General features: G+C 37.5%; 10 protein-coding genes. All 10 read left to right on the top strand.

The window, feature by feature from the left end; genetic code table 11:
- The first annotated feature begins 235 nt into the window (after positions 1-235).
- The 10 genes from FW778_RS19505 to FW778_RS19460 all read left to right on the top strand — a co-directional run bounded on the left by FW778_RS19505 (position 236) and on the right by FW778_RS19460 (position 22,010).
- Entirely contained in the window at positions 236-1,765 is a 1,530-nt protein-coding gene (locus FW778_RS19505; protein ID WP_150416546.1) for a sulfatase family protein, read from the top strand.
- Between the two features lie 258 nt (positions 1,766-2,023).
- Positions 2,024-3,685 carry a M1 family metallopeptidase gene (locus FW778_RS19500; RefSeq protein ID WP_150416545.1) on the top strand — a complete coding sequence of 554 codons (1,662 nt, stop codon included), beginning with the start codon at positions 2,024-2,026 and terminating at the stop codon, positions 3,683-3,685.
- A 369-nt stretch (positions 3,686-4,054) separates the two neighbouring features.
- On the top strand, positions 4,055-5,554 hold the full coding sequence (locus FW778_RS19495; protein WP_202552368.1) for a sulfatase family protein: 1,500 nt from the start codon (positions 4,055-4,057) through the stop codon (positions 5,552-5,554).
- A gap of 189 nt (positions 5,555-5,743) precedes the next feature.
- Positions 5,744-8,998, top strand: a complete 3,255-nt coding sequence (locus FW778_RS19490) for a M64 family metallopeptidase (RefSeq protein ID WP_202552367.1) — start codon at positions 5,744-5,746, stop codon at positions 8,996-8,998.
- Between the two features lie 118 nt (positions 8,999-9,116).
- Positions 9,117-10,805, top strand: a complete 1,689-nt coding sequence (locus FW778_RS19485; RefSeq protein ID WP_150416543.1) for an NPCBM/NEW2 domain-containing protein — start codon at positions 9,117-9,119, stop codon at positions 10,803-10,805.
- Between the two features lie 5 nt (positions 10,806-10,810).
- On the top strand, positions 10,811-13,069 hold the full coding sequence (locus FW778_RS19480) for an alpha-N-acetylglucosaminidase (protein ID WP_150416542.1): 2,259 nt from the start codon (positions 10,811-10,813) through the stop codon (positions 13,067-13,069).
- Between the two features lie 485 nt (positions 13,070-13,554).
- Complete coding sequence (locus FW778_RS19475) at positions 13,555-16,728, top strand: SusC/RagA family TonB-linked outer membrane protein (protein ID WP_150416541.1); 3,174 nt, start codon at positions 13,555-13,557, stop codon at positions 16,726-16,728.
- 16 nt (positions 16,729-16,744) lie between these two features.
- Positions 16,745-18,337, top strand: coding sequence for a SusD/RagB family nutrient-binding outer membrane lipoprotein (locus FW778_RS19470; protein ID WP_150416540.1), 1,593 nt, complete (start codon positions 16,745-16,747; stop codon positions 18,335-18,337).
- A 24-nt stretch (positions 18,338-18,361) separates the two neighbouring features.
- Positions 18,362-19,351 carry a BT_3987 domain-containing protein gene (locus FW778_RS19465; RefSeq protein WP_150416539.1) on the top strand — a complete coding sequence of 330 codons (990 nt, stop codon included), beginning with the start codon at positions 18,362-18,364 and terminating at the stop codon, positions 19,349-19,351.
- A gap of 442 nt (positions 19,352-19,793) precedes the next feature.
- Entirely contained in the window at positions 19,794-22,010 is a 2,217-nt protein-coding gene (locus tag FW778_RS19460) for a DUF6259 domain-containing protein (protein ID WP_150416538.1), read from the top strand.
- Positions 22,011-22,165 lie beyond the last annotated feature (155 nt).

Raw genomic sequence — 22,165 nt, 5'->3', positions numbered from 1 at the left:
TTTTTATTCTACAGTTCAGGTTAAGGGAGAATAGACATCTATAAAAAAAGATAATTATTGTAAACATATGGATATTTTAGGATTAGTCAGGAGAGCCCTGAAAACCTAATTTTGAAAAGGAAATGGTTGGGCCCGTGTTTAACTTGTCAATTTGTGAATCAAGATTGAGGCAAATATTTGATCACCTGTTTTAGACATAAAATTTAACTTTTCTAATTTAACCCTAATACTGATTATGAGAAACCCATTATTATTAGTCGCATTTTTATTTTCTTCCACGATTAATGCCCAAAAGCGTCCGAATATCGTTTTCGTTTTAAGTGATGACCATGCTTACCAGGCAATCAGTTCTTACGGATTTGGATTAAATCATACCCCCAACATAGATAAATTAGCTCAAGAGGGTATGTTATTCACTAATGCATTTGTTGATAATTCGTTGTGTGCCCCCAGTCGTGCTTCTTTCATTACAGGAAAATACAGTCATATTAATGGCATCCAGGGAAATCGTGACTTAGTCTTTGATGGCTCACAAGTTACTTTTCCAAAGCTTTTGCACAATGCGGGATATCAAACTGCGATTATAGGTAAATGGCACCTTATATCTGATCCAACCGGCTTCGATTACTGGAATGTCCTTCCGGGACAGGGAGATTACTATAATCCCGACTTTATTAATAATGGCGTTAAGGGTAGGGTGGAAGGATATGTTACTGACCTGACTATGGATTTTGCCTTGAATTGGCTGAACACACGAGACACTTCCCGTCCATTTTGTGTGCTGATATGGAATAAAGCACCACACCGTCAATGGATGCCACCGCTAAAATATCTTCACGAGTTCGATAATAAAAATATTCCAGTTCCATCTACTTATTTTGATGATTATAGTACCCGTACAAGAGCGGCACATGAGCAAAAAATGAGAATTGATCAATGGTTATCTCCCAATTATGACCTGAAAGAGAATTTTAATGTGGAAGAACCCTATCAAAGATTGGATAAATATTGGAAAGCCATATTTGACCGCTTAACCCCTGACGAGCAAAAAGAATTTGAAGATGCCTACACACCCAAGAATGATGCCTTCCGAAGAAGTAATCTAAAAGGTAAACAGCTGGCGATTTGGAAATACGAACGATTTATCAAAGATTATCTGAGTTGTATTCAGTCGGTTGATGATAACGTGGGAAGATTAAACGCTTATCTGAAACAAAATGGATTAGATAAAAACACCATCGTCATCTATTCATCGGACCAGGGGTTTTACCTCGGCGAGCATGGCTGGTTTGATAAAAGGTTTATGTATGAACAATCGTTTAAAACCCCTCTTATCATTAGATGGCCAGGCGTGGTAAAACCAGGTTCTGTGAATAAAGACCTGGTAATGAATTTAGATATTTCAGAGACTTTGCTCGATGCTGCAAAAGTAAATATTCCATCAGCTATGCAGGGAGAAAGTATACTGCCATTGTTGAAAGGTGAACATCCGGCTTCCTGGAGAAAAGCTGTGTATTATCATTATTATGATTCGGGAGGGGAGCACAATGTGGCCAAACATGTTGGCGTAAGAACCGATAGGTATAAGCTTATTTGGTTTTATGAAAATAAAGAGTGGGAATTATATGATCTCTTGAAAGATAAGAATGAATTACATAATGTTTATAACGAGCCTAATTATAAACAAATACAAAATAAATTAAAAGAGGAATTACACCAAATGGAAGTTAAATATAAGGATACTGAAATGATTGGTAAGAACTAAGATCAGACATTTATAAGCTGATGAGGAGCTGGATTTTATTCCCTTTTTTTACAAGCCGATTAATAAATTAAATTGGACAATTCAATTTTCTTGAGGTAAAAATATACTCAATTATTTAAGCATATCATTTAAGATAAAATGTGATTTATTATCAATGTTAGCATAAAATAATTTTCAATTAAAATTTTCCATTCTTAGCTTTAAAAAGAATATAAAATTTCATTTTTAACCATATTCTCCTTTAGAAAAAAAAAGTGCATGAAAAAGATAGTCATTTTTTTATGTTTATCTCTGATTGGCTTTAAGGCTCCTTTCGCACAAACATTCACACATGCTGATACGTTACGCGGAAGCAACGGCCCGGGAAGAGATTGGTGGAATGCTACCAAATATAGCCTTTATGTAAAGTTTAACTTGGAAGATAGTACGATAAGCGGTTACAATGTTATTTCGTTTAAGGTTTTAAAACCGCATTCAATTATGCAAATTGATCTGCAGGAACCAATGATACTTGATAGCATCGCTAATGAATTAAAATATGAAAATGGAACAGTTCAAAACATTTTGTATGACACGGACCTTAAAAGAGACGGAAATGCATACTTCATAAATTTCACTAATAACATGTTTAAAAAGGGGGCTATAAATAACATAACAGTTTACTACCACGGTAAACCGCGAACTGCAAAAAGGCCACCATGGGACGGCGGTCTAATTTGGGCAAGAGATAAGGGTGGTAATCCGTGGATAACAATTGCCTGCCAGGGCCTTGGGGCCAGCGTGTGGTACCCCTGTAAAGATTACCAGGGTGATGAACCTGATAGCGCGGAAATGCATATAATAGCTCCATCAGACCTGGTTGCCGTAAGCAATGGAAGAATGAGAAGTAAGGTAAATAACGGTGACGGCACCACAACAACAGCTTGGTCAGTAGTGAATCCGATTAATAATTATGATCTCATTCCCTATTTGGGCAAATACGTCCATTTCGGAGAAATTTACCATGGTGAAAAAGGCCCCCTGACAATGGATTATTGGGTATTGGATTCAGATTTGGTTAAAGCCAAAAGTCAGTTCAAAGACGCAACACGAATGATGAAAGCTTTTGAATATTGGTTTGGCCCTTATCCATTTTACGAAGATGGGTACAAACTCGTTGAAGCTCCACATCTCGGTATGGAACATCAAAGTGCTGTAGCTTATGGGAATCATTTTATGAATGGTTATTTGGGCAGAGACGTTTCCGGAACCGGTGTTGGATTAAATTGGGATTTTATAATTGTTCATGAAAGTGGACATGAATGGTTTGGGAATAACATCACTTCAAAGGATATTGCGGATATGTGGATCCACGAAGGGTTTGCAAGCTATAGCGAAGCTCTTTTTACTGAATATTATTATGGTAAAAAAGCGGCGACTGGTTACGTCGCCGGGATTAGGAAAAACATTAAGAATGATAAACCGATTATTGGGCCCTATGGGGTAAATAAGGAAGGCACCGGAGACATGTATTCCAAAGCCGACAATATGATTCACCTGATTAGGCAAATCATCAATAATGATGAAAAATTCCGGCAGATATTAAGGGGGCTTAATAAAGCATTTTATCATCAAACGGTTACCTCGAAACAAATTGAAAATTATATAAGCCAAAATTCGGGTATCGATTTTTCAAAAGTGTTCGATCAATATTTGAGAACCACTAAAATTCCCACCTTAGAATATAAGATCAACAATGGGATTTTGTCATACAAATGGACTAATGTAGTTCCGGGATTTCGCATTCCCTTGAGAATATATAATGGCAAAGGTGAGTTGCAATTTATATATCCCGCGGAAAAAATGAAACAGATAAAATTGGGGATAAGTGAATTAAAGATTGATGAAAATTTCTACATCTATACCAACCAAATCAATTAGTATGATCCATTCTTGAAGATATTTTTAGCACAAACAAGAACTTAATTTATTTAGATCACTTTACTTTTCAAAGATCGATTTATTATTACTTTTAAATGATATTGGAGTTATTTACCATGTAAGGATAATAATCGTAAATAGCAGGGTATTTAAAGTTTATTAATTTGTTATAAGAAATTTAATTTCGGGAATCAGATGCTCTCATAGAAATATGCAGAACATTCTTTAGAATATTAGTGAGATTTTTCCTTTTAAACAGAACACATTTAACGAAGTTACAAGTTCTTAGTTTGCAGTTTTTGAATCAGGCATTTGTGACAAACAAGGGCTTAAGGCAACATATAATTTTACTTTTAAAATATTATAAACTTGGAATTTAGATATGGCATCATTTTTTTAATATTGATTGTGATATCTGGTAGATGTATTTCCCAAAAAAAAGCAGTTAACAGGCAGCCTAATATTATCATTTTTCTTGCAGATGATCTTGGTTATGGGGATTTGGCCTGTTACGGAAATCCTATCATTAAAACACCTAATATTGATCAATTGGCTAAGGAAGGCGTACTCCTTACGGACTGCCATTCCGGGGCACCTATTTGCTCTCCAGCCAGGGCTGCTTTGCTCACAGGCAGAAACCCTTACCGGCTCGGCTTCTATTATCTTGCCAATGCTAAATCATTTATGAAATCAAAGGAAATTACCATTCCTGAAATGCTAAAGAAAAAAGGGTACCAAACCTGTTTTTTTGGAAAGTGGCACGTGTCTATACTTGAGAAGAATAAAGTGAATCAACCGGGACCTTCTGAACAGGGATTCGATTACTGGATGGGAACTTCTCACAATGCCTTTGACGGGCCTGCCAATACAAAGGATTTTATAAAGAATGGAGTTCCTGTCGGGCAGGTTAAAGGCTGGTATTGCGATGTTATTGTGGATGAGGCAGATAAGTGGCTGACGGAAAAGAGGGATAAAAACAAACCCTTTTTCCTGTATATAGCTTCCCATGAACCTCATACACCTATCTCTCCGCCAAAGGAATACAGTGATATGTATGATAATTCCACCGTCGATTCGCTGGAAAAAACAATTAATTACGGTCATGTCGAAAGAACAAAAAGAAATATTTCCCGGAATAAGAAAGAATATTATGGAACAGTTACCCAGCTCGATAATGCTTTTGGCAGATTAATGAAAACAATTGATCAACTTGGTTTGAAAGGCAATACTTTAGTTTTTTTTACCAGTGATAATGGCCCCGAAGATCCGGTTTCTTTTGACGAATCCAGGGGCAAATGGGATGATCCCATACGGGATAAATGCTTCGGTACCCCCGGCATATACAGGGGAATGAAAAGATATGTTTACGAGGGTGGCCACCGTGTTCCGGGAATAGCCAGATTCCCCGGAGCGATAGCAAAAGGATCTTACAGCGATAAATTGTTTGATGGCACTGATTTGTTTCCCACGATATGTAAATTAATAAACATCCCCTTGCCTGAGGGGGTTCATTATGACGGAACAGCAAACTTCAATGCCTTTCTTAATAAGAAAACAAAAAGAACGGAACCGGCCGTCTGGTTTTATCCCAACTGGGAAGATACCTATTTCCGGTTACCGGAGATGGAAATCAGATCAGGCGATTACGCATTAATAGGATGGTTGCCACCTAAGCCTGATTCCATGAAACTTAATGACTGGTTTTTTAAATATGGACCGGTGAAATATGAATTATATAATTTAAAAAATGATCCCGGTCAACAGGATGATTTGGCTGGAGAAAAGCCTGAGATTGTAAATTCTTTATCAGGAACTATGGCCAAATTGTGGAAGGAGATGCGGGATGAGGGAAGACAAAATAAACAATGAAAGGGAATTTAAGTTTGAAAAAAGATGCGAAAAATCTGTTTTAAAACTACTTAATGATCCTTACATATGGCAGAGAGGAAAAATTTGTACGCCAAATTGTAGAGTTTCTAAGCAATGAGCTTATTTGAAGAAAGGGTTGCATTTATCAAATAAAAAATTGATAAAATATTGGACGCAAAAAAAATGAACTTGAGAAATATAACATCCGAATTTTTAAGAGTTTTATCATCATTATATGGCATCTTGCTTTTACTGGCAATTTCGCCAAATATTTTCGCGGCGCGAAATGAAATGGGATTTGCATCTTTTTTGAGGCCTGATACAAATAAGGAAAACAGGCAAAAGGGAGTTAATATAAGGATTAATAGAATGAACCTCGGGGCCGTGATGAAGAGGGTGGATTTTAAGGAAAGTTTACTTAACTACCATAGTCCTTTTCAAGTTAGGATCTCAAAAATGTCAGATCGTGCACCATCTGAAAATAAGCTGGGTATTAACATTGATTCGGTTCTTAAAAAGGTCGAACTTATTCCTATAATGATCAATGGGGATAAGAATAACAGGATCAATATTGTTATTATGAATAGGTGGACATCGAAAGATAAAGATCCCTATAACTCGCAGGAAATGAAAAAGGTGTTTTTAAATGATATCAACGAATCATTAATAGCTGCATTAACCCCCGGTAATTCAAAAGCACAAACAGCCTATGCTAATTACAGGCAATTTTTTAATGTTTACGCGTTGTGGTGGCCGGATATCCCAGAATGGGATAAGGGAGTTGATATAAGTGTGGCTGATAGTTTAAGAAACAGGTTGTTTTTGCCGTGGAAGGACGAGAATACTGGTTGGGTTACTATACTGGCCATGCCGAACGTTCGAAATGGTGGAGGAGGTGCTGGAAGAAATCTTGAAGATAGGATCGGCGATGCGGTAATTGCTGGCAATGGGATAGGAAAGATGCTACATGAAATATCACATACATGTGGGAGCCTTGGTGATGAATATTCAGGACCCCAATCGGGTACTTCTCAATTTCCAACTTATAATTCTACAATAGAATATAGGCGGGACAAAATAAAATGGAGAAAATGGATTGACACGAGTACGCCTCTTCCAACCCCATATACAGAAGAATATATGGATAAAGTTGGTGCCTTTGAAGGAAATCAATATCATCTAGCTAATTATTTTAGATCGACGGCACAGGGATGTATAATGGGAGCCGGGGTATTTGATAATACTGAGAAAATGTGCCCGATCTGTGAGCAGAGATTAGCAATGCGGGTTTACAGTCTTGTCAATCCTATTAACAGTTTTTATCCCTCCGAAAATGAGATTACTATAAATGGAGAGACCGTTAATCATTTTGCCATTGACCATATCAGTCCAGAGCCGAACACACAAGTTGTAAGGTGGAGTCTTAATGGTAAAATAATTGCGATAGGTACAGATTCAGTTAATATAAAATTTGGAAGTATTTCCGATTATGAATTAATCTGCACTCTTACAGATGAGACTTCTTTAATTCGTCCTGATCCGCCGTATGCCCAATATCCAAAAAGGGAAATAAGGTGGAATATTCATAATTTGAAACCAGTTTCACCTTCTCATGACCTTGAAGTTAAAATTGAGTTCTTCAATAGAGTTGGTAAGTCAACAGGTAAATCAGAGTTGAGATCAGTCGTATCAGGAGGCAAACCGCCTTATAGCTATAAATGGTCAACCGGTGATACAATGGGTAATTTAAATAATGCCATCCCGGGAATATACAATTTGTTAGTTACCGACAGTGAATTTAGAATGAAGGAGTGTTCTTATTCAGTTTATGGGAATCATATGGGAATTCAAAGTTTCAAAGAGAAATCACAGGGAATAAAAAATACCTCAGGTATTCTCAAGGTGAACGAGAATACTACTGCTTCTGATAAAAACTGTGATAACGGCAAAATTGAATTACAAGTCAAAGGTGGGACGGAACCATATAGTTTTGTGTGGGCTGATGAAAAATGTGATTACACAGATAATATAATTTATGAAGCTGAAAATGCTTCTCTCGCTATACCGGGGCATATCACTAAGAATTATTTTGGGGCAAGCAATAATACCTATGTCAGTTTTAATGGCAACGAAGGATTCATATCCTGGAAGATCGATGTAGCCAAAGAGGGAGTTTATCCTATTGATATTATTTATGGAAGTACCGGCTTTGAAAATAGTCAAGTTAATATGTCTGTTAACGGAGGTCGAAGATTTCCAATTAATATTAATTCAACGAGGCCCTTGAATACAGGCTGGGATGAAGTATCGCTCAAAGCAAATTTAAAACAGGGAGCCAACTGGGTAACCCTATCATCTTGCGGACAATCCGGGCCAAATATTGATTATTTGAGAGTACCCGCCAGTTTCAACGATTTAGCAGTTATAGGCAAAGAAAGAAATAACCTTAGACCGGGTCATTATAAAGTTCTGATAAAAGACAGTAAAGGTAATGCAATCGTTAAATCGATATTTGTAAATGAGGCGGATTCGTTTACAATTACTAAACCTGAATTAGTAAAGGTTGGAAAGAAATCAATTGCGATTAAAGATCCCTTACCGGGATTTACCTATGAATGGTATCAAAATGATGCGCCTTTGTTTTACCAGGAAAAATTTGAGGAACCATTAGTTATCGGCAACGAATTTTCTCCTGTCGGACCCGGTAACTATTTCATTGCTGAAAAAAATAATCAAACTAATGCCGAAAGCAGTAATAGAATTGGTATTGCAATAGGTAAGAGTAATACTGGGGATGGTTTTAGGGAAATTAATCCGTTATCATTAGGCAAAAAAGACATAGTTCTTTGGCTTGATGCAAATGATGTTGATGCAAATGCAAAAAAGAATAGTCCAACTCCCGGACGTGGCCCCATAAATTGGAAAGATAAAATCAGTCCGGAACTGGGGCAACTTTTAGTTAATTACAAGCCCAATGAATTAAATGGAAAGGGGGTATGCGGATTTGATGATGTATGGGTTCAAAGCCTCGGTAAAGAAGCAACGGGTTTTCGAACTATTATTATGGTATATAAAGAGAGCGATATGTCTTACCCGGGGAAAAGCCCTTTCATAGGACTGAGCAAATACATTGGAAAAAGTAGCGACACCAGGGAGAGACTTTTCGATCCCCAAGTAGCAGATGAAAAAACAAAGGAAGGGAAAACTTATTTGAATGGTAAAAGGGTGGATCCTTTCCTTACTCCAAACCCAATGGACTATTGTATACTTATCGTGGAACTTGGATCAAAAGCAACTGATAGTATTATGAAAACGGAGGGCTATTGGGAAGGCTCCCTGGCTGAAATACTACTCCTTAACCGGTTATTATCTGAAAGTGAAAGAAAAGGAATCGAGGAGTATTTGAGGAAGAAGTGGATTTCGTCAGTTGATCTGGATTTTTAGGATTAAACGGGTTTTCATGACCTTAAAAATTTTAAATTTTTTGTAGTAATAATACTGATTCATAATCGGAATTTTAGGATACAATGGGATTCATATTTAATATTTAATATTTAATATTTTGAAAAAAGTAAAATCATTTTCTACAGGGCACTTGGTAATCTTTTGCTGTTTTTTACTTTGCGTCTGTTCGTCTGGAAAGATCGTAAAAGATGATGGACTAGCGCTTACTCCTCCAATGGGTTGGAATAGTTGGAATATATTTCAGGCTGATATTAATGAAACAAAGATTAAGGAAATTGCAGATGCAATGGTAAGTACGGGAATGCGGGATGCCGGATACCAATACCTGGTATTAGATGATGGCTGGATGGCAAGCGAGCGTAATAAAGAGGGAACATTGTATGGTGACCCCGAAAAATTTCCTTCGGGAATGAAATCGCTTGGGGATTATATTCACAGCAAAGGATTAAAATTTGGAATTTACGAATGCAGAGGGTATCTCACTTGCCAGAAATTGCCAGGAAGCTACAATCATGAAGAAGAGGATATGAAAACTTTTGCTTCCTGGGGAGTAGACTATGTGAAACTTGACGGCTGCTATGCAGAAAGAAACAAAAGACCCAGTGATGTTGATCTTAGCATATATAGTGCTGCCATAAAAAAATCCGGCAGGCCCATGGTGCTGAGTATATCAGATTTTGGCAATGGATCATGGGCCTGGGGTGCCAAAGATTATGCGCATCTCTGGCGTACCTCTTACGATATCAGTCCCAATATGGGCTCTATTTTATATTGCGCTAACACATCCGGAGGAAGCGGAGTTATTGATTCAGCTTTTAATGGCTTATGGCAATTTGCAGGCCCGGGCCATTGGAACGATCCCGATATGCTCGAAGTTGGCAATCTAAAATCTGTAATCCAGGACCAACTGCATTTTAGCCTTTGGTGCATATTGGCTGCGCCGCTCATGTCTGGCACTGATTTGCGAAAAATGCCTGATTCGCTTAAAAACATTCTAACAGCAAAAGAAGTAATTGCCGTTGACCAGGATCCAAGAGGATTTCAGGGTTATAAAGTATTTGATAATGGCAAACAGCAGGTATACAATAAGCCTCTTTCTGATGGCACCACCGCTGTTTTATTATTAAATACCGCTAAAGAAAATGCTGATATAAAAGTGAATTGGGATCAAATCGGATTGCAGGGAAATCAGAGAGTAAGGGATTTATGGAAACAAAAGGATCTTGGATATTTCAACAATTTTTTTGTAGCTAAAGATCTTGCACAATATGGCCACCTGTTAATAAAAGTAGGCACTCCCGGAGGCAAAATGATTGCAGGCCCGAAACCTGTTCCAGTTGAAAAATATACGGTAACAAATGTGGGCACTACCTGGTTGAGTGATATTTATTATTTAATGAAACAGGGAGGAGCTCCAGTAAAAAATAAAAATTATAAAGGCAAAGAAATTTCAGTTGCAGGGGTCCGATACAAGAAGGGATTAGGCTGCCAAACCAATTCAAAAATTATGTATAGGCTCAATGGGAAAGCCCACCGCTTTCAAGCAGTGGTTGGAATTGATGACGAATATAAGGGCGATGCAACAGCTCAATTCAAAGTCTATAATGGAGATTATTTTGGCGGGCAGGTTCTCTTTGATAGCGGTAAAATTGGGAAAGATTCATCCGTTCACATAGATATTAATGTGGAAGGAGTTAAATATATTCTTCTTGAAATAAATGGAAAAGAAGTGCCGGCTGACTGGGCAGATGTAAAAGTTATTGCTAAGAAAAATAATGCTAATTAAAAAGTATGAGATACATTATAAAAAATTCCGTTATTCTGATTGTATTATTATTTGCATTTTGTAAGAGTAACGCGGGCGATAGAGCGAAGAAACAGCCAGATAAAAATGATACCGAACTCAGCAATGTTTACAGCCTGGCAAAAAGAGTATTGGAAAATAGATCAAATGATTTTGTTTTTCAGCTAGAAAAAAAAGCCAACGGCAAAGATTTTTTTGAGATTTCAAAAATCGGGAAAAAAATCCTGATCAAAGGAAACAATGGAGTTTCTTTGGCTTCAGGACTCAATTGGTATTTAAAAAAATATTGCAATTCTCAATTTACAGTTATTGACCAGCATATTGCTCTTCCGGCAATATTGACGCAACCATTATCTCCCGAAGTGATGTACACGAAGTTTAACAAGAGATATTTCTTCAATGTTTGCACATTCAGTTATACGATGGCGTGGTGGGACTGGAAAGACTGGGAGCGACAGATAGATTGGATGGCTATGAATGGAATCAATTTTCCATTGGCTATTACCGGCCAGGAAGCTGTTTGGACGGAAGTATATAAAGCATTAGGATTAAGCCAAAAGCAGATTGATAATTTTCTCGTGGGGCCAGCTTATTTGCCCTGGTCATGGATGGGAAATATTGATGGCCTGGGTGGCCCGCTGCCAAAATCATGGATAGAAAAGCATAAAGTGCTGGAACAAAAAATACTTAAGAGAGAACGTGATTTAGGCATGACCCCGATTTTGCAGGCATTTACCGGACACGTACCTGAATCGATAAAGGAAATTTATCCCAATGCTAAACTTCATCAGACCGGTAACTGGTCTGCTGGCTTTGGAGGAACTTATTTTTTAGATCCTTCTGATACGTTGTTTCAGCGAATTGGAAAATTGTTTATTCAAAAACAAACTGAAATGTATGGAACGGATCATTATTACTCTGCTGACTGTTTTAACGAAGTAAACCCAGACAGTAATGATCCTGGTTTTTTATCGAATATGAGCCGGTCAGTTTATAAGTCAATGGCAACTGCCGATCCTAAAGCTGTATGGGTAATGCAAGCATGGTTTTTATATTACAGCATTGATAATTTCTGGAGAGAACCGCAGGTGAAAGCGCTATTGGGTGCAGTGCCCAACGATAAGATGATCATCCTGGATTTATGGGGAGAAGTGCATCCGGTTTGGAAGAAGCAATCGGCTTTTTACGGAAAACCCTGGATTTGGAATGTACTTCAAAACTTTGGAGGCAGAACCAGCATGAGCGGGAGACTTCAGGATATGGCAACAAATCTGAAGGATGTTTTGAGCAGCCCCGATAAGGGAAATTTTTCAGGTATCGGTATGGCTATGGAGTACTTTGGAAATGACCCGGTAGTACAGGAATTTGTAATGAACATGGTATGGGAAAAAGATGTGCCTGATGTAAAACAATGGATAGGTAACTATGTTGCAGACAGGTATGGAAAGAAAAATGAATTTGCCAGGAAAGCCTGGCAAGGTATGCTTGAAACGGTTTATAATTCTAATAAACAAACTGGTACATTTTTATGTGAACGTCCCGGTTTTTATAATTCTAAATTGGCTTATCGTACCAGTCCGATACCGGATTATGATAATAAGATTTTAGGTGAAGCTTTAGATAATTTATTAAAATGTTCTAATCAATTTAAAAATCTGGACACCTACCAGTTTGACGTTGTCAATCTTACAAGGCAATATCTGAGTCCTTTAGGTTACTATTGGATTTTGCAATTAAAGGATGCTTATGATAGGAGGGATCTGGATAGATTTTTAAAGATCAAAGCCCAATTTATCGAACTAATAAAAGATTTTGATGTACTGTTATCAACCAGGAAGGAATACCTGCTGGGTAGATGGATATCAACAGCAAAAAAATGGGGAGATACTCGAAGTGAAAAAGATTTGTATGAGTGGAATGCCCGGAATATAATAACGCTTTGGGGAGAGAAATGTACGGAGGGTCAGTTTGATGATCTGAACAATTATGCCTATAAACAATGGGCAGGCATGTTTACCAGCTATCATCTGGTGCAGTGGAATAAATTTTTTGATGAAGTAGAAACTGCTTTGAAGAAAAATGAAAATTGGGACCGTGCCCCATTCCTGGACTCTTCCTGCCAATGGGAAAAGAACTGGTCATCTCAAAAAAATATATTTCCTACAAAGCCCCAGGGTGACCCGATTGAAGTTTCCAAAAGAATGTATCAGAAGTATTTGAGTTTTATAGTGAAATATAGTAAATGATATTCTTTTCCATTGGTGCTTTTGAATTAGGATAGTGCTAGGGCGATTTAAAAAGCTAAAGGCTCCTGGCATATAACGACTATCTAAAAACGTTTTCAGATTACATTGGAAAATGACTATTGGAAAGTATTGTTAGATAAAATTCGTTTATGAATAGTTAAATTTTGCATACTGCCTCATAGGTATAAGTTTTAATTTCACCATTCAAATACCCACAAGAAATATTCCTTCTCTTATGATTTTAAAAATCTCCGAGTTGCGTCTATTACAATTTTTTTGGCTTTGAAGTCATAGTTTGCACTTGTTTTTATAATCGAATTTTAATTTTATACAGAATAAATGCTAATCGTTAATTCACAGGCCCCAGAATATTACAGATAAACGGGTTACAATACATGCTGCCGAATTTAACCGAAAGTTTTATGTTTAAAATTAAAGGCATCAAAGAGCATCAAATTATTCACTCAAAATAAAAATAAGTTCGGATGAAACCATTAAGACTAATTCAAATCAATATCTTTCTGCTGATATTTTTGTTTATCTCCTTTTCGGGTATCGCACAAAGGCAAATAACCGGAATTGTAGTGAATGCTGATGGAAATAGTGTTCCCTCTGCAACAGTTACCGTAGCTGAAACGAAGGAAGCAACCACAACAAATGACCAAGGTAGATTTTCAATAAAGGCAGCTACTGGTCAGCACTTAGAAATTAGTTCAGTAGGGTATGATAATTATTCTGTTTCTGTTGGAAAAAGTAATGAATTAAACATTATTTTGCAATCTTCAAATAAAGAATTAAGCGAAGTAGTTGTAACCGCTTTGGGAATTAAGAGAGAAAAAAGATCTCTTGGGTATGCAACTGCACAAATTGATTCAAAAGATTTAACTAGCAGCCAACCTGTTAATTTAGCCAGCGGCATTATGGGCAAGGTCTCAGGTATGAATATCAATCTTGTAAATAGTGGAGTAAACCCTGATAATATTCGTATCACATTAAGGGGCAACAGATCTTTCCTGGGAAATAATCAACCATTGATCGTAGTGGATGGTGTACCAGTAGATAATACCTATTTGGCACAGATGAATCCTGATGTGGTTGAGTCGATAAATGTTTTAAAAGGTGCTACAGCTTCGGCATTATATGGTTCAAGTGCTGCAAATGGTGTATTACTTATCACTACAAAATCGGCTAGAAAAGGAAAACCGACCATAACCGTCAATAGTTCGGTATCTTTTGAGAAAATTTCATTAATTCCTCAATTTCAGGAAGAGTTTGGTCCAGCTTCAACAGAATTTTTAGGTAATGATGCTCTATCTTATAGTGACCCCAGAACCTTCAATAGTGGATATGTTCCTTACGAGAATCAAAGCTTGGGAAGTCCTTTTAGTTTAGGATCTCCTTTTGGAGGCGATTCGGTTGTTATTGGAATTCCTTCACCTGACGGTAAAATACAAAAATTGCCATACAAAGGCCGGCCTGGTGAATTTCAGAGATTTTGGAACACCGGAAATACTTATCAAAACGGGGTATCATATTTAGGAGGTGATGATAAAAGTGCCTTTTTGTTATCTGCACAAAATATCACCAGAACAGGAATTCTGCCGGGAGACAAGTATAATCGCAACAGTTTTGGGTTCAAAGCTTCCAGGCAATACGGCGCTTTCAAAGCAACAGCTAATGCAAGTTATAGTTCATCACACACTTCTCAGGGTAACTTATATCAAGCCTATTTAGCTGTTACAAATATTGCACCTATGGTGCCTTATGCAAGCTATAGAGATGTTAATTCGCCTTACAAGTTCTCAGATATCAATACCTATTATAATGCTTATGGTATCAATCCTTACTGGTATCTTAAGAATCAGAGAGATAATGCTTATAGAAATGATTTATTAGGTAGTTTCGACTTTTCCCTGGATGCTACCAAATGGATGAATATTGATTACTTAATCGGCTTACAAGACTATTCCATCAATGATGTAGCTACACGGGCGGCTTTTAATTTCAGTCCGTATGCAATATGGATGGCAAACAATACACTGGGAGGCAATATGAGCATTTTTCAGGGAACTACTCCTCCAAGCTTAGCCAATTCAACTATCTCTGACAATAAATTTTATTCCAGTTTGAAGATTACTCTTCATAAAAAATTCGGAGATATTAATACTCAGTTAATACTCGGTAATATTATTAACCAGGATCAATATCAACTTTTATCAAATGGATCAACCACCTTGTTGAATATTAACGATTTTTATAACGTTAATTTTCGTCAAGGTGTTCCTAACGTGAACCAAACGATGAGTAAAATGCGCAATTATGGAAATTATGCTGACCTGACTTTAGGGTATAGAAATTTCCTTTTCCTGCACGCAAGCGGACGTATGGATGCTACATCGCTGCTGAATGCGGACAACAGAAATTATTTCTATCCTGGAGTAGATGCATCCGTGGTGTTAAGTGATGTTATTCCCGCTTTGAAAAACAGTAAAACAATTTCCTTTTTAAAGATTAGGGGTGCTGTTACAAAAACGGGAAATATAAATGTGAGCCCATATCAGGTTCAGACAGTTTTCTCTTCCGGGTCGGGATTCCCATTTGGTCAGCTTCCAGGTCTAACAACTTCTACGTCGGCTACATTTCCTGGTCTGAAACCTGAGTTTACGCTTTCTAAAGAGGTAGGTGGCGAAATCGGTTTTCTCGAAAACAGAGTTAATTTGCAATTTAGCTATTTTCAGGAGAATACAACCAACGAAACAGTTCCGATAGACGTTTCTAATGCGACAGGTTTTACCCAATCTTTGATAAATGTTGGAGAAATGGATAATAAAGGGTTGGAACTGGATTTAAATGTTACCCCTGTAAAGCGAAATAACCTCAGATGGGATGTGGGTATCCACTTTACACACTATCAGAATAAAGTTGTAAGCTTAGGTGCGATCAATAGTTTAAAAATTTCCGATCCTTCGGGGATTACTAATTCGTATGCTGTTGTAGGAAAGTCTTATCCACAGCTTTTGCTGACTGATTTTGCGAGAGACAGCATTGGACAGTTAATTGTTAATGCTAATAATGGTCAGCCTTCTAGGGCGAACACGTTGGTAGATTATGGAACAACTAACCCAACTTACTCACTGGGCATAAATACTTCGTTAAATTACAAGCGTTTTACACTCTCCGCAGTTGCTGAGTACAAAGGGGGCAATGTAATTTATAACGGAACGGGATTATATATGGATGTATTTAATATTTCTCAGCGTTTTGCCGTATTTGACCGTTCAAGATTTTCTTATCCAAACTCGGTAATTAAGGAACCTAATGGAAAGTATGTTGCTAATCCCAATAACCAAATCTATGATTTTTCTTTGGGTGCACCTGGGGGGGTAAATTCAATTTACATGACCAGCGGTGCTTATTGGTCGTTAAGGAATGCTAGCATTTCATATAGTCTGCCTACAAATATTACAGATAAATTAAAATATGTGCAGAATATATCTGTGAGCCTGGTGGGAAGCAATTTGATTTTAATAGTGCCCAAGGGAAATATTTGGACAGATCCGTCATACGGCGAGTCTACTGGTAATGCCACAGGTAGCAACAGCCTTCATCAAGCTCCCCCAACCAGGACCTACGGAGCAGATCTAAAAATTGTGTTCTAATCAAAAAAAAATTAATATGCAAAAGAAATTAATATATTGTAGTTTGTTATCTGCCGGATTGTTAATTTTAGGAAGTGGATGTGAAAAGAATTTTCTGGATATCAATAATAATCCGAATGCTCCTGCGCAGGCAGATCCGGCTTTAGTATTTACGAACGCGTTAACTCAGACGGCTTATATAGTAAGTGTCGACTATTTATATATGAATGGCACCCAAAATTATTATGGTAACAGCGTTCGTGCAGCCCCTCCAGGTCCGAATAATTCCAATAATTTCACTAGTACTGATTTTGTCACAAGTTGGACTGATAATTATCATAATCTGAATGACTATGCTTTTATAGAGCAGAGTGGAGTTGCTGCAAATAAATGGTTTCTTGTAGGAGCTGCTAAAATTATGAAGGCGCTGAATTTTCAGATGCTAGTGGATACTTATAATGATGTACCATATACAGAGGCTCTTCAGCTGGGTAAAAATATTCTTACCCCTAAATATGATAAGGCGCAGGATGTCTATAATGCTTGTATTCAACAGCTTGATTCAGCTGTAGATATTCTGGAAAATACCACACTGATTTCTGAATATAACCCGGGAAATGCCGATGTAATGTTTAAGGGCGACGCTACTATGTGGATTAAGTTTGGCAATACTTTAAAACTACGTATGCTGTTGCATGAAATCGGGGTAAGCAGTCAACAAAGTACCATACAGGCGGAAATGCAAAAAATAGCGAGTGACCCTACTGGTTTACTTGGTCCTGGTGAAAGTGCTATGGTAAATCCAGGTTATGCTACGGATGCGGCCACCCATTTGAATCCCTTGTATTCCCACATTGGGTATTCTATTACAGGAGCAGCTGCTTTAGTAGGGGCTGCTGGTAACAGCTACTTTATTGATAAATTAAATGGTTACAACGATACTAGACTTGGATATTTCTATGGTACCAACGTTGCTGGGATGATTGAGGGGAATCCGCTTGGGGCTGGTGGCAATTCAGCTGCAAGTTATTTCGGAGGCCCACTGAATAAACTGAATGCTAATAACAATCTTCCATTTAATTTTAAACCGCCTATAGGATTTTCAGGAACTATACCGAAAACATGGGGGATATTGCCAAGCCCTTCACAATCATCTATCATATTATCATCCTGGGAAAGCTTATTCCTTCAGGCGGAAGCAGTCCAGAGAGGGCTATTACCAGGGAATGCAGGTGATCTATATGCTGAGGCGATTACTGATAATTTTATTTACCTGAATGTTTTTACTGATGGAAAAACATTTAATGCGCATCCTAAGGATTGGGCAGCAGCATATTTGTCACAAAATATAGCAAATGTAGGGTGGCAGGCCAGCAGTGCAAACCCTTTGCAGGCCATTCTAATTCAGAAATACATTTCCTTATGTATTACTGATCCGTTGGAGTCGTGGACAGATTATCGAAGGACAGGTTACCCGAAAGATTTACCTTTTTCAGCCTCTAGTAGCAGGCTTTATGATTATCCTTATCGTTTTATTTATCCTCAGTCCGAATATAACACCAATAGCAAAAATGTAGCCGCTGAAGGGGCTATAACTCCTATCTCTCCAAAAATTTTCTGGATGCCCTAAATTAATATAAAATAATAAATTATTATGAAACAACTAAAGCATAAATTTTTTAAAGGATTATGTATATTGAGCGTACTTTCTTTGCCTTCCTGTTTAAAAGATAACCCGAAAACATTTACATTAGATGGGGTTGCTACTTCTTTTAGCGAGCTTAATCCAATAAACTATTTAAATAAGACCGCAAATGGCGGAAGCTATCTTGCGAATCTTAATAGCTATTTTATGACTTTACGGTTAGATAGCAGTGGCATGGCAACGGATTCTGTTCAGTTGCAGTTAGGAGGTCCTATACTAAACAAGGATGTTACTGTGACGGTTGATTTAGACAATACTGGTTTCAGTGCGTTCAATGCCAAGAATGGTAACGCTTATCAATTATTACCAACAGAATTCTATACAATTCCCAATAAGCAAGTCACATTCAAGGCTGGAACCAGAGATGAAAATATTTTTATTCAGTTCAAAAATACCAACCAAATTGATTTTTCAAAAAAATATATACTTCCTATTATAATTACAGATGCCCAGGGATATGATATCAGTGGAAACTTCGGGTCAACTATGTATGCTCTTGTCGCAGGTAACAAATACATGGGTTTGTATAACTCAGTTGGACAGCGAGTAATGGGGAAAAACACTTATTCAATTAATGATCTAAAGTATGTACATGATTTATCAGGCCTTCTTAGCCTTTATAATAATTACCCTTCTGCTGGTGGGAATGGGGTAACTTTGCCCACCTCCCCTGTCCCTAACAAAGTAGTACTCAACGCTGCAGATCAAACCATTTATGCATCAATAGGTCAGCAAATGGACTTGACAGTAAATCCGGACAATTCAGTAACTGTTTCAAATGATTACCTATATGGGTTTGGAATTCAAACATATAATATTGTGTCTGGCCCCTCTTCTTATGACCCTACTAATCATATTTTTAATCTAAGTTACGGATTTAAGGACCCATGGACAGGCGATTCTGCCGTTGTAAAGGAAACTATGACATTAATTAGATGATTTTCACCAATTACATTAAGTTATGGCTATAATATCCAAATTTGATACTCCCTAAAATATAGGGAGTTTTCTTTAGAAAAATGAAGGTACCCTGATATACTAGAGTAAAGGATAACGGAAAATTTGATGAGATCTTTTTATGAATTTGTTACTTGGTACTAATTCTATCGCTTGGATCCAGTCAAGCCAAGATAGTTATCGTGGACGTCCTCGATTTGGTAAAATTTCGAGAAGCTATTGCTACCTATTTTCTAAAAGCTCAAATGACTTGGGGGCTTTAGTTTGTTGACGTTGAATGATACCAAGTAAATCTATCTAAAGTTGAAAAAGTAACTCTAGGTTTAGTAACCACAATACTGAATGTTTTAGGTATTTCAAAGAGTTGTTTTGTTTATACGATTAATCTTTATTATCCTTTAAAAAAATTTCTTAATTAATTAGAATGAAAAATATTTTTTTAGCACTTGCAATCTTTATTGCCAGACCAATTATGGCAATACCCACGCACACGACAATTGATCCTGCAAAAGGCCTTATCCTTCAAAATAATTATGTGACTTACATTTTTGAACCATATGGACTCGGATTGTCAGGAATGATTGATAGAAAGACTGGATTTAATCATATTGAAAAGGTCGAGGGGAAGCATTTGTTATGGGAAGCAGAATTTGGTAAAGGCACCATGAGACCTAAGATTGATAATAATTATAAAGACTGCAGTAATATTAAGCTTTTTACTAAAGCAAGTGGTGACCAGATTGCCATACTTCAATGGAATAATATAAGATTTTGGGAAGAGGATAGTGTAGTAAATATCGAGGTTACGATTGAGTTGCCAAAATCAAACGGTATCGCCAAATGGAGGATATTCGTACGAAATCGTTCAAATTATTGGGGATTATGGGAAGTTGCCTGTCCATCTGTAAACGGATTTCCTGCAGGGGGATCGTATGATCTTGCACTTCCGGTAGAAGGCTCGGGAGGTAATTTTTTAATAAACTGGACGGGATCTTTCAAGACCCGCTCTCCTTCAGGTTTCATTCCTATGCAATTTATGTCATTTAATGCTGGTAGTAATGCAGTATATTTTTCAAGTATGGACGGAGAATCGTGGGCAAAAGATTTTAGTGTTGATTCCAAAAAAAAGACTTTATCACTGGTAAGGTATCCTGAAAATATGGGAGTAACCGGATCCGAACTCCCGGATCAATATGCCGTAGCTTTTGGGCCCTACCAGGGAGGCTGGATTGATGCTGCTTATCGATACAGGGCATGGGCACTCCAACAGAAATGGACCCAAAAAGGCTCTATTTCACAAAGACCCGATTTCCCCAAATCTGCCATTAATATTGGTTTTTGGATCCGGGATACGTGGATATGGGATCTTCCCCCGGATGTAGATAAAAACACCGGAAACCCTACAACCTGGAAACGTGATATTGGCGATCCCCATCAAATGGATATGCCATTCCTGAATGCCATGAAAAGAATGAGTGTCCCAATTGCCTTTCAGTGGTATGGATGGAATGAGCACCTTTTTGATAATAATTATCCTCACTTTCTCCCTGCACTTTCAGGTTTTAAAGAACGTGTAAAAGAACTTGTTGACTCAGGTGCGCTAATTGTACCTTATATAAACGGACTGAGTGCTGATAGCAAGATACCTGATTGGGATAAATACGATCCTTACGCTATTAAAGATGAAGAAGGCGGCCTTAGACAAAAATTTTACTGGGACGGTGCTGGGAGGCTTACCCCGATGTGTCCCAGTCAGGTGCCTTGGCGTCATACTATTTCTAATCTCATAGATAAAATGGTTTCTCAATACGGAATCAATGGAATCTATGTAGATGAAGTTTCCGACAATTCACATGAACTTTGTTTCAATAAAGATCACTTGCATCCTTTGGGTGGTGGTCATTACTGGGCTGACGGCTATCGTGACTATTACCAGGATATTTTGAATGTTGCTCACCAGAATGGCAGGGATGTAATTGTAACCTCCGAAGGTGCAGACGAGATATTCTTTGACTTGGTTAATGCAAATTTATATACTGCAAAACCATCTGAACGTGAAATACCTTTACAGCAGGTTGTATATTCCGGTTATACTCTCTTTTATGGCAGTGTTTGCGATTTCAAAAAAAGTAATCAGCTTTTTAATTACGCTGTTGGACAAGGATTTATTGATGGCAGGCAGATCGGATGGATGGATTTTGATTTGTTCCGTCGTCCTGAATATTCCGCTAAAGTCGATTTCCTGCGTCAGTGTGCAAGATTAAGAATGGTCACACAAAAATTTCTTACATATGGCAGGTTATGGAAACCTTTAACCCCAACTAATTCTGTCCCGGATTTTGAAGAAGAATTTAGTGAAGGTGGTTTACACAAAGGTAAAGTACCTTCAGTAGAAGCCCGGTTGTGGCAATCTGAAGATGGAGATCTGGCTGTATTCATTGCTAATTACACAGATCATGAAATTCCTTTTTCTTATGCAATTGATCCAAGTCAATTTGGACTTTCTGCCAATAATTATACTCTCTCTATGATCACTCCTGAAAAGGTAATTAGGTTGGAAAAAACAGGAAACAAAATAAAACGAACAGAGTCAATGGAGCCCAATACTGTAAAGGTTATAGAAATTGCTGTAGAAAAATGAAAATAATAATTTCTCATTAATTTGATATTGAAGGAGACCCTTCGGTTATTCTTTATCTGAGCAGCAAGCCCAAATTATAGGCAAGTAAAGAATTGCTTTTTATTTCTAATCAGATTACTGGTATAAAAACACAAGAACAATGTTCTTTCTGGTTA

The organism is Ginsengibacter hankyongi, assembly GCF_008710285.1.
GTDB lineage: Bacteria > Bacteroidota > Bacteroidia > Chitinophagales > Chitinophagaceae > Ginsengibacter > Ginsengibacter hankyongi.
The sequence above is the reverse complement of the archived record's forward strand: the minus strand, read 5'-3'. Positions and strand labels throughout refer to the sequence as shown.

Coding starts and splice junctions, on each gene's coding strand:
- FW778_RS19505 (WP_150416546.1), top strand. CDS start 236: ATGAGAAACCCATTATTATTAGTCGCATTTTTATTTTCTTCCACGATT.
- FW778_RS19500 (WP_150416545.1), top strand. CDS start 2,024: ATGAAAAAGATAGTCATTTTTTTATGTTTATCTCTGATTGGCTTTAAG.
- FW778_RS19480 (WP_150416542.1), top strand. CDS start 10,811: ATGAGATACATTATAAAAAATTCCGTTATTCTGATTGTATTATTATTT.
- FW778_RS19475 (WP_150416541.1), top strand. CDS start 13,555: ATGAAACCATTAAGACTAATTCAAATCAATATCTTTCTGCTGATATTT.
- FW778_RS19470 (WP_150416540.1), top strand. CDS start 16,745: ATGCAAAAGAAATTAATATATTGTAGTTTGTTATCTGCCGGATTGTTA.
- FW778_RS19465 (WP_150416539.1), top strand. CDS start 18,362: ATGAAACAACTAAAGCATAAATTTTTTAAAGGATTATGTATATTGAGC.
- FW778_RS19460 (WP_150416538.1), top strand. CDS start 19,794: ATGAAAAATATTTTTTTAGCACTTGCAATCTTTATTGCCAGACCAATT.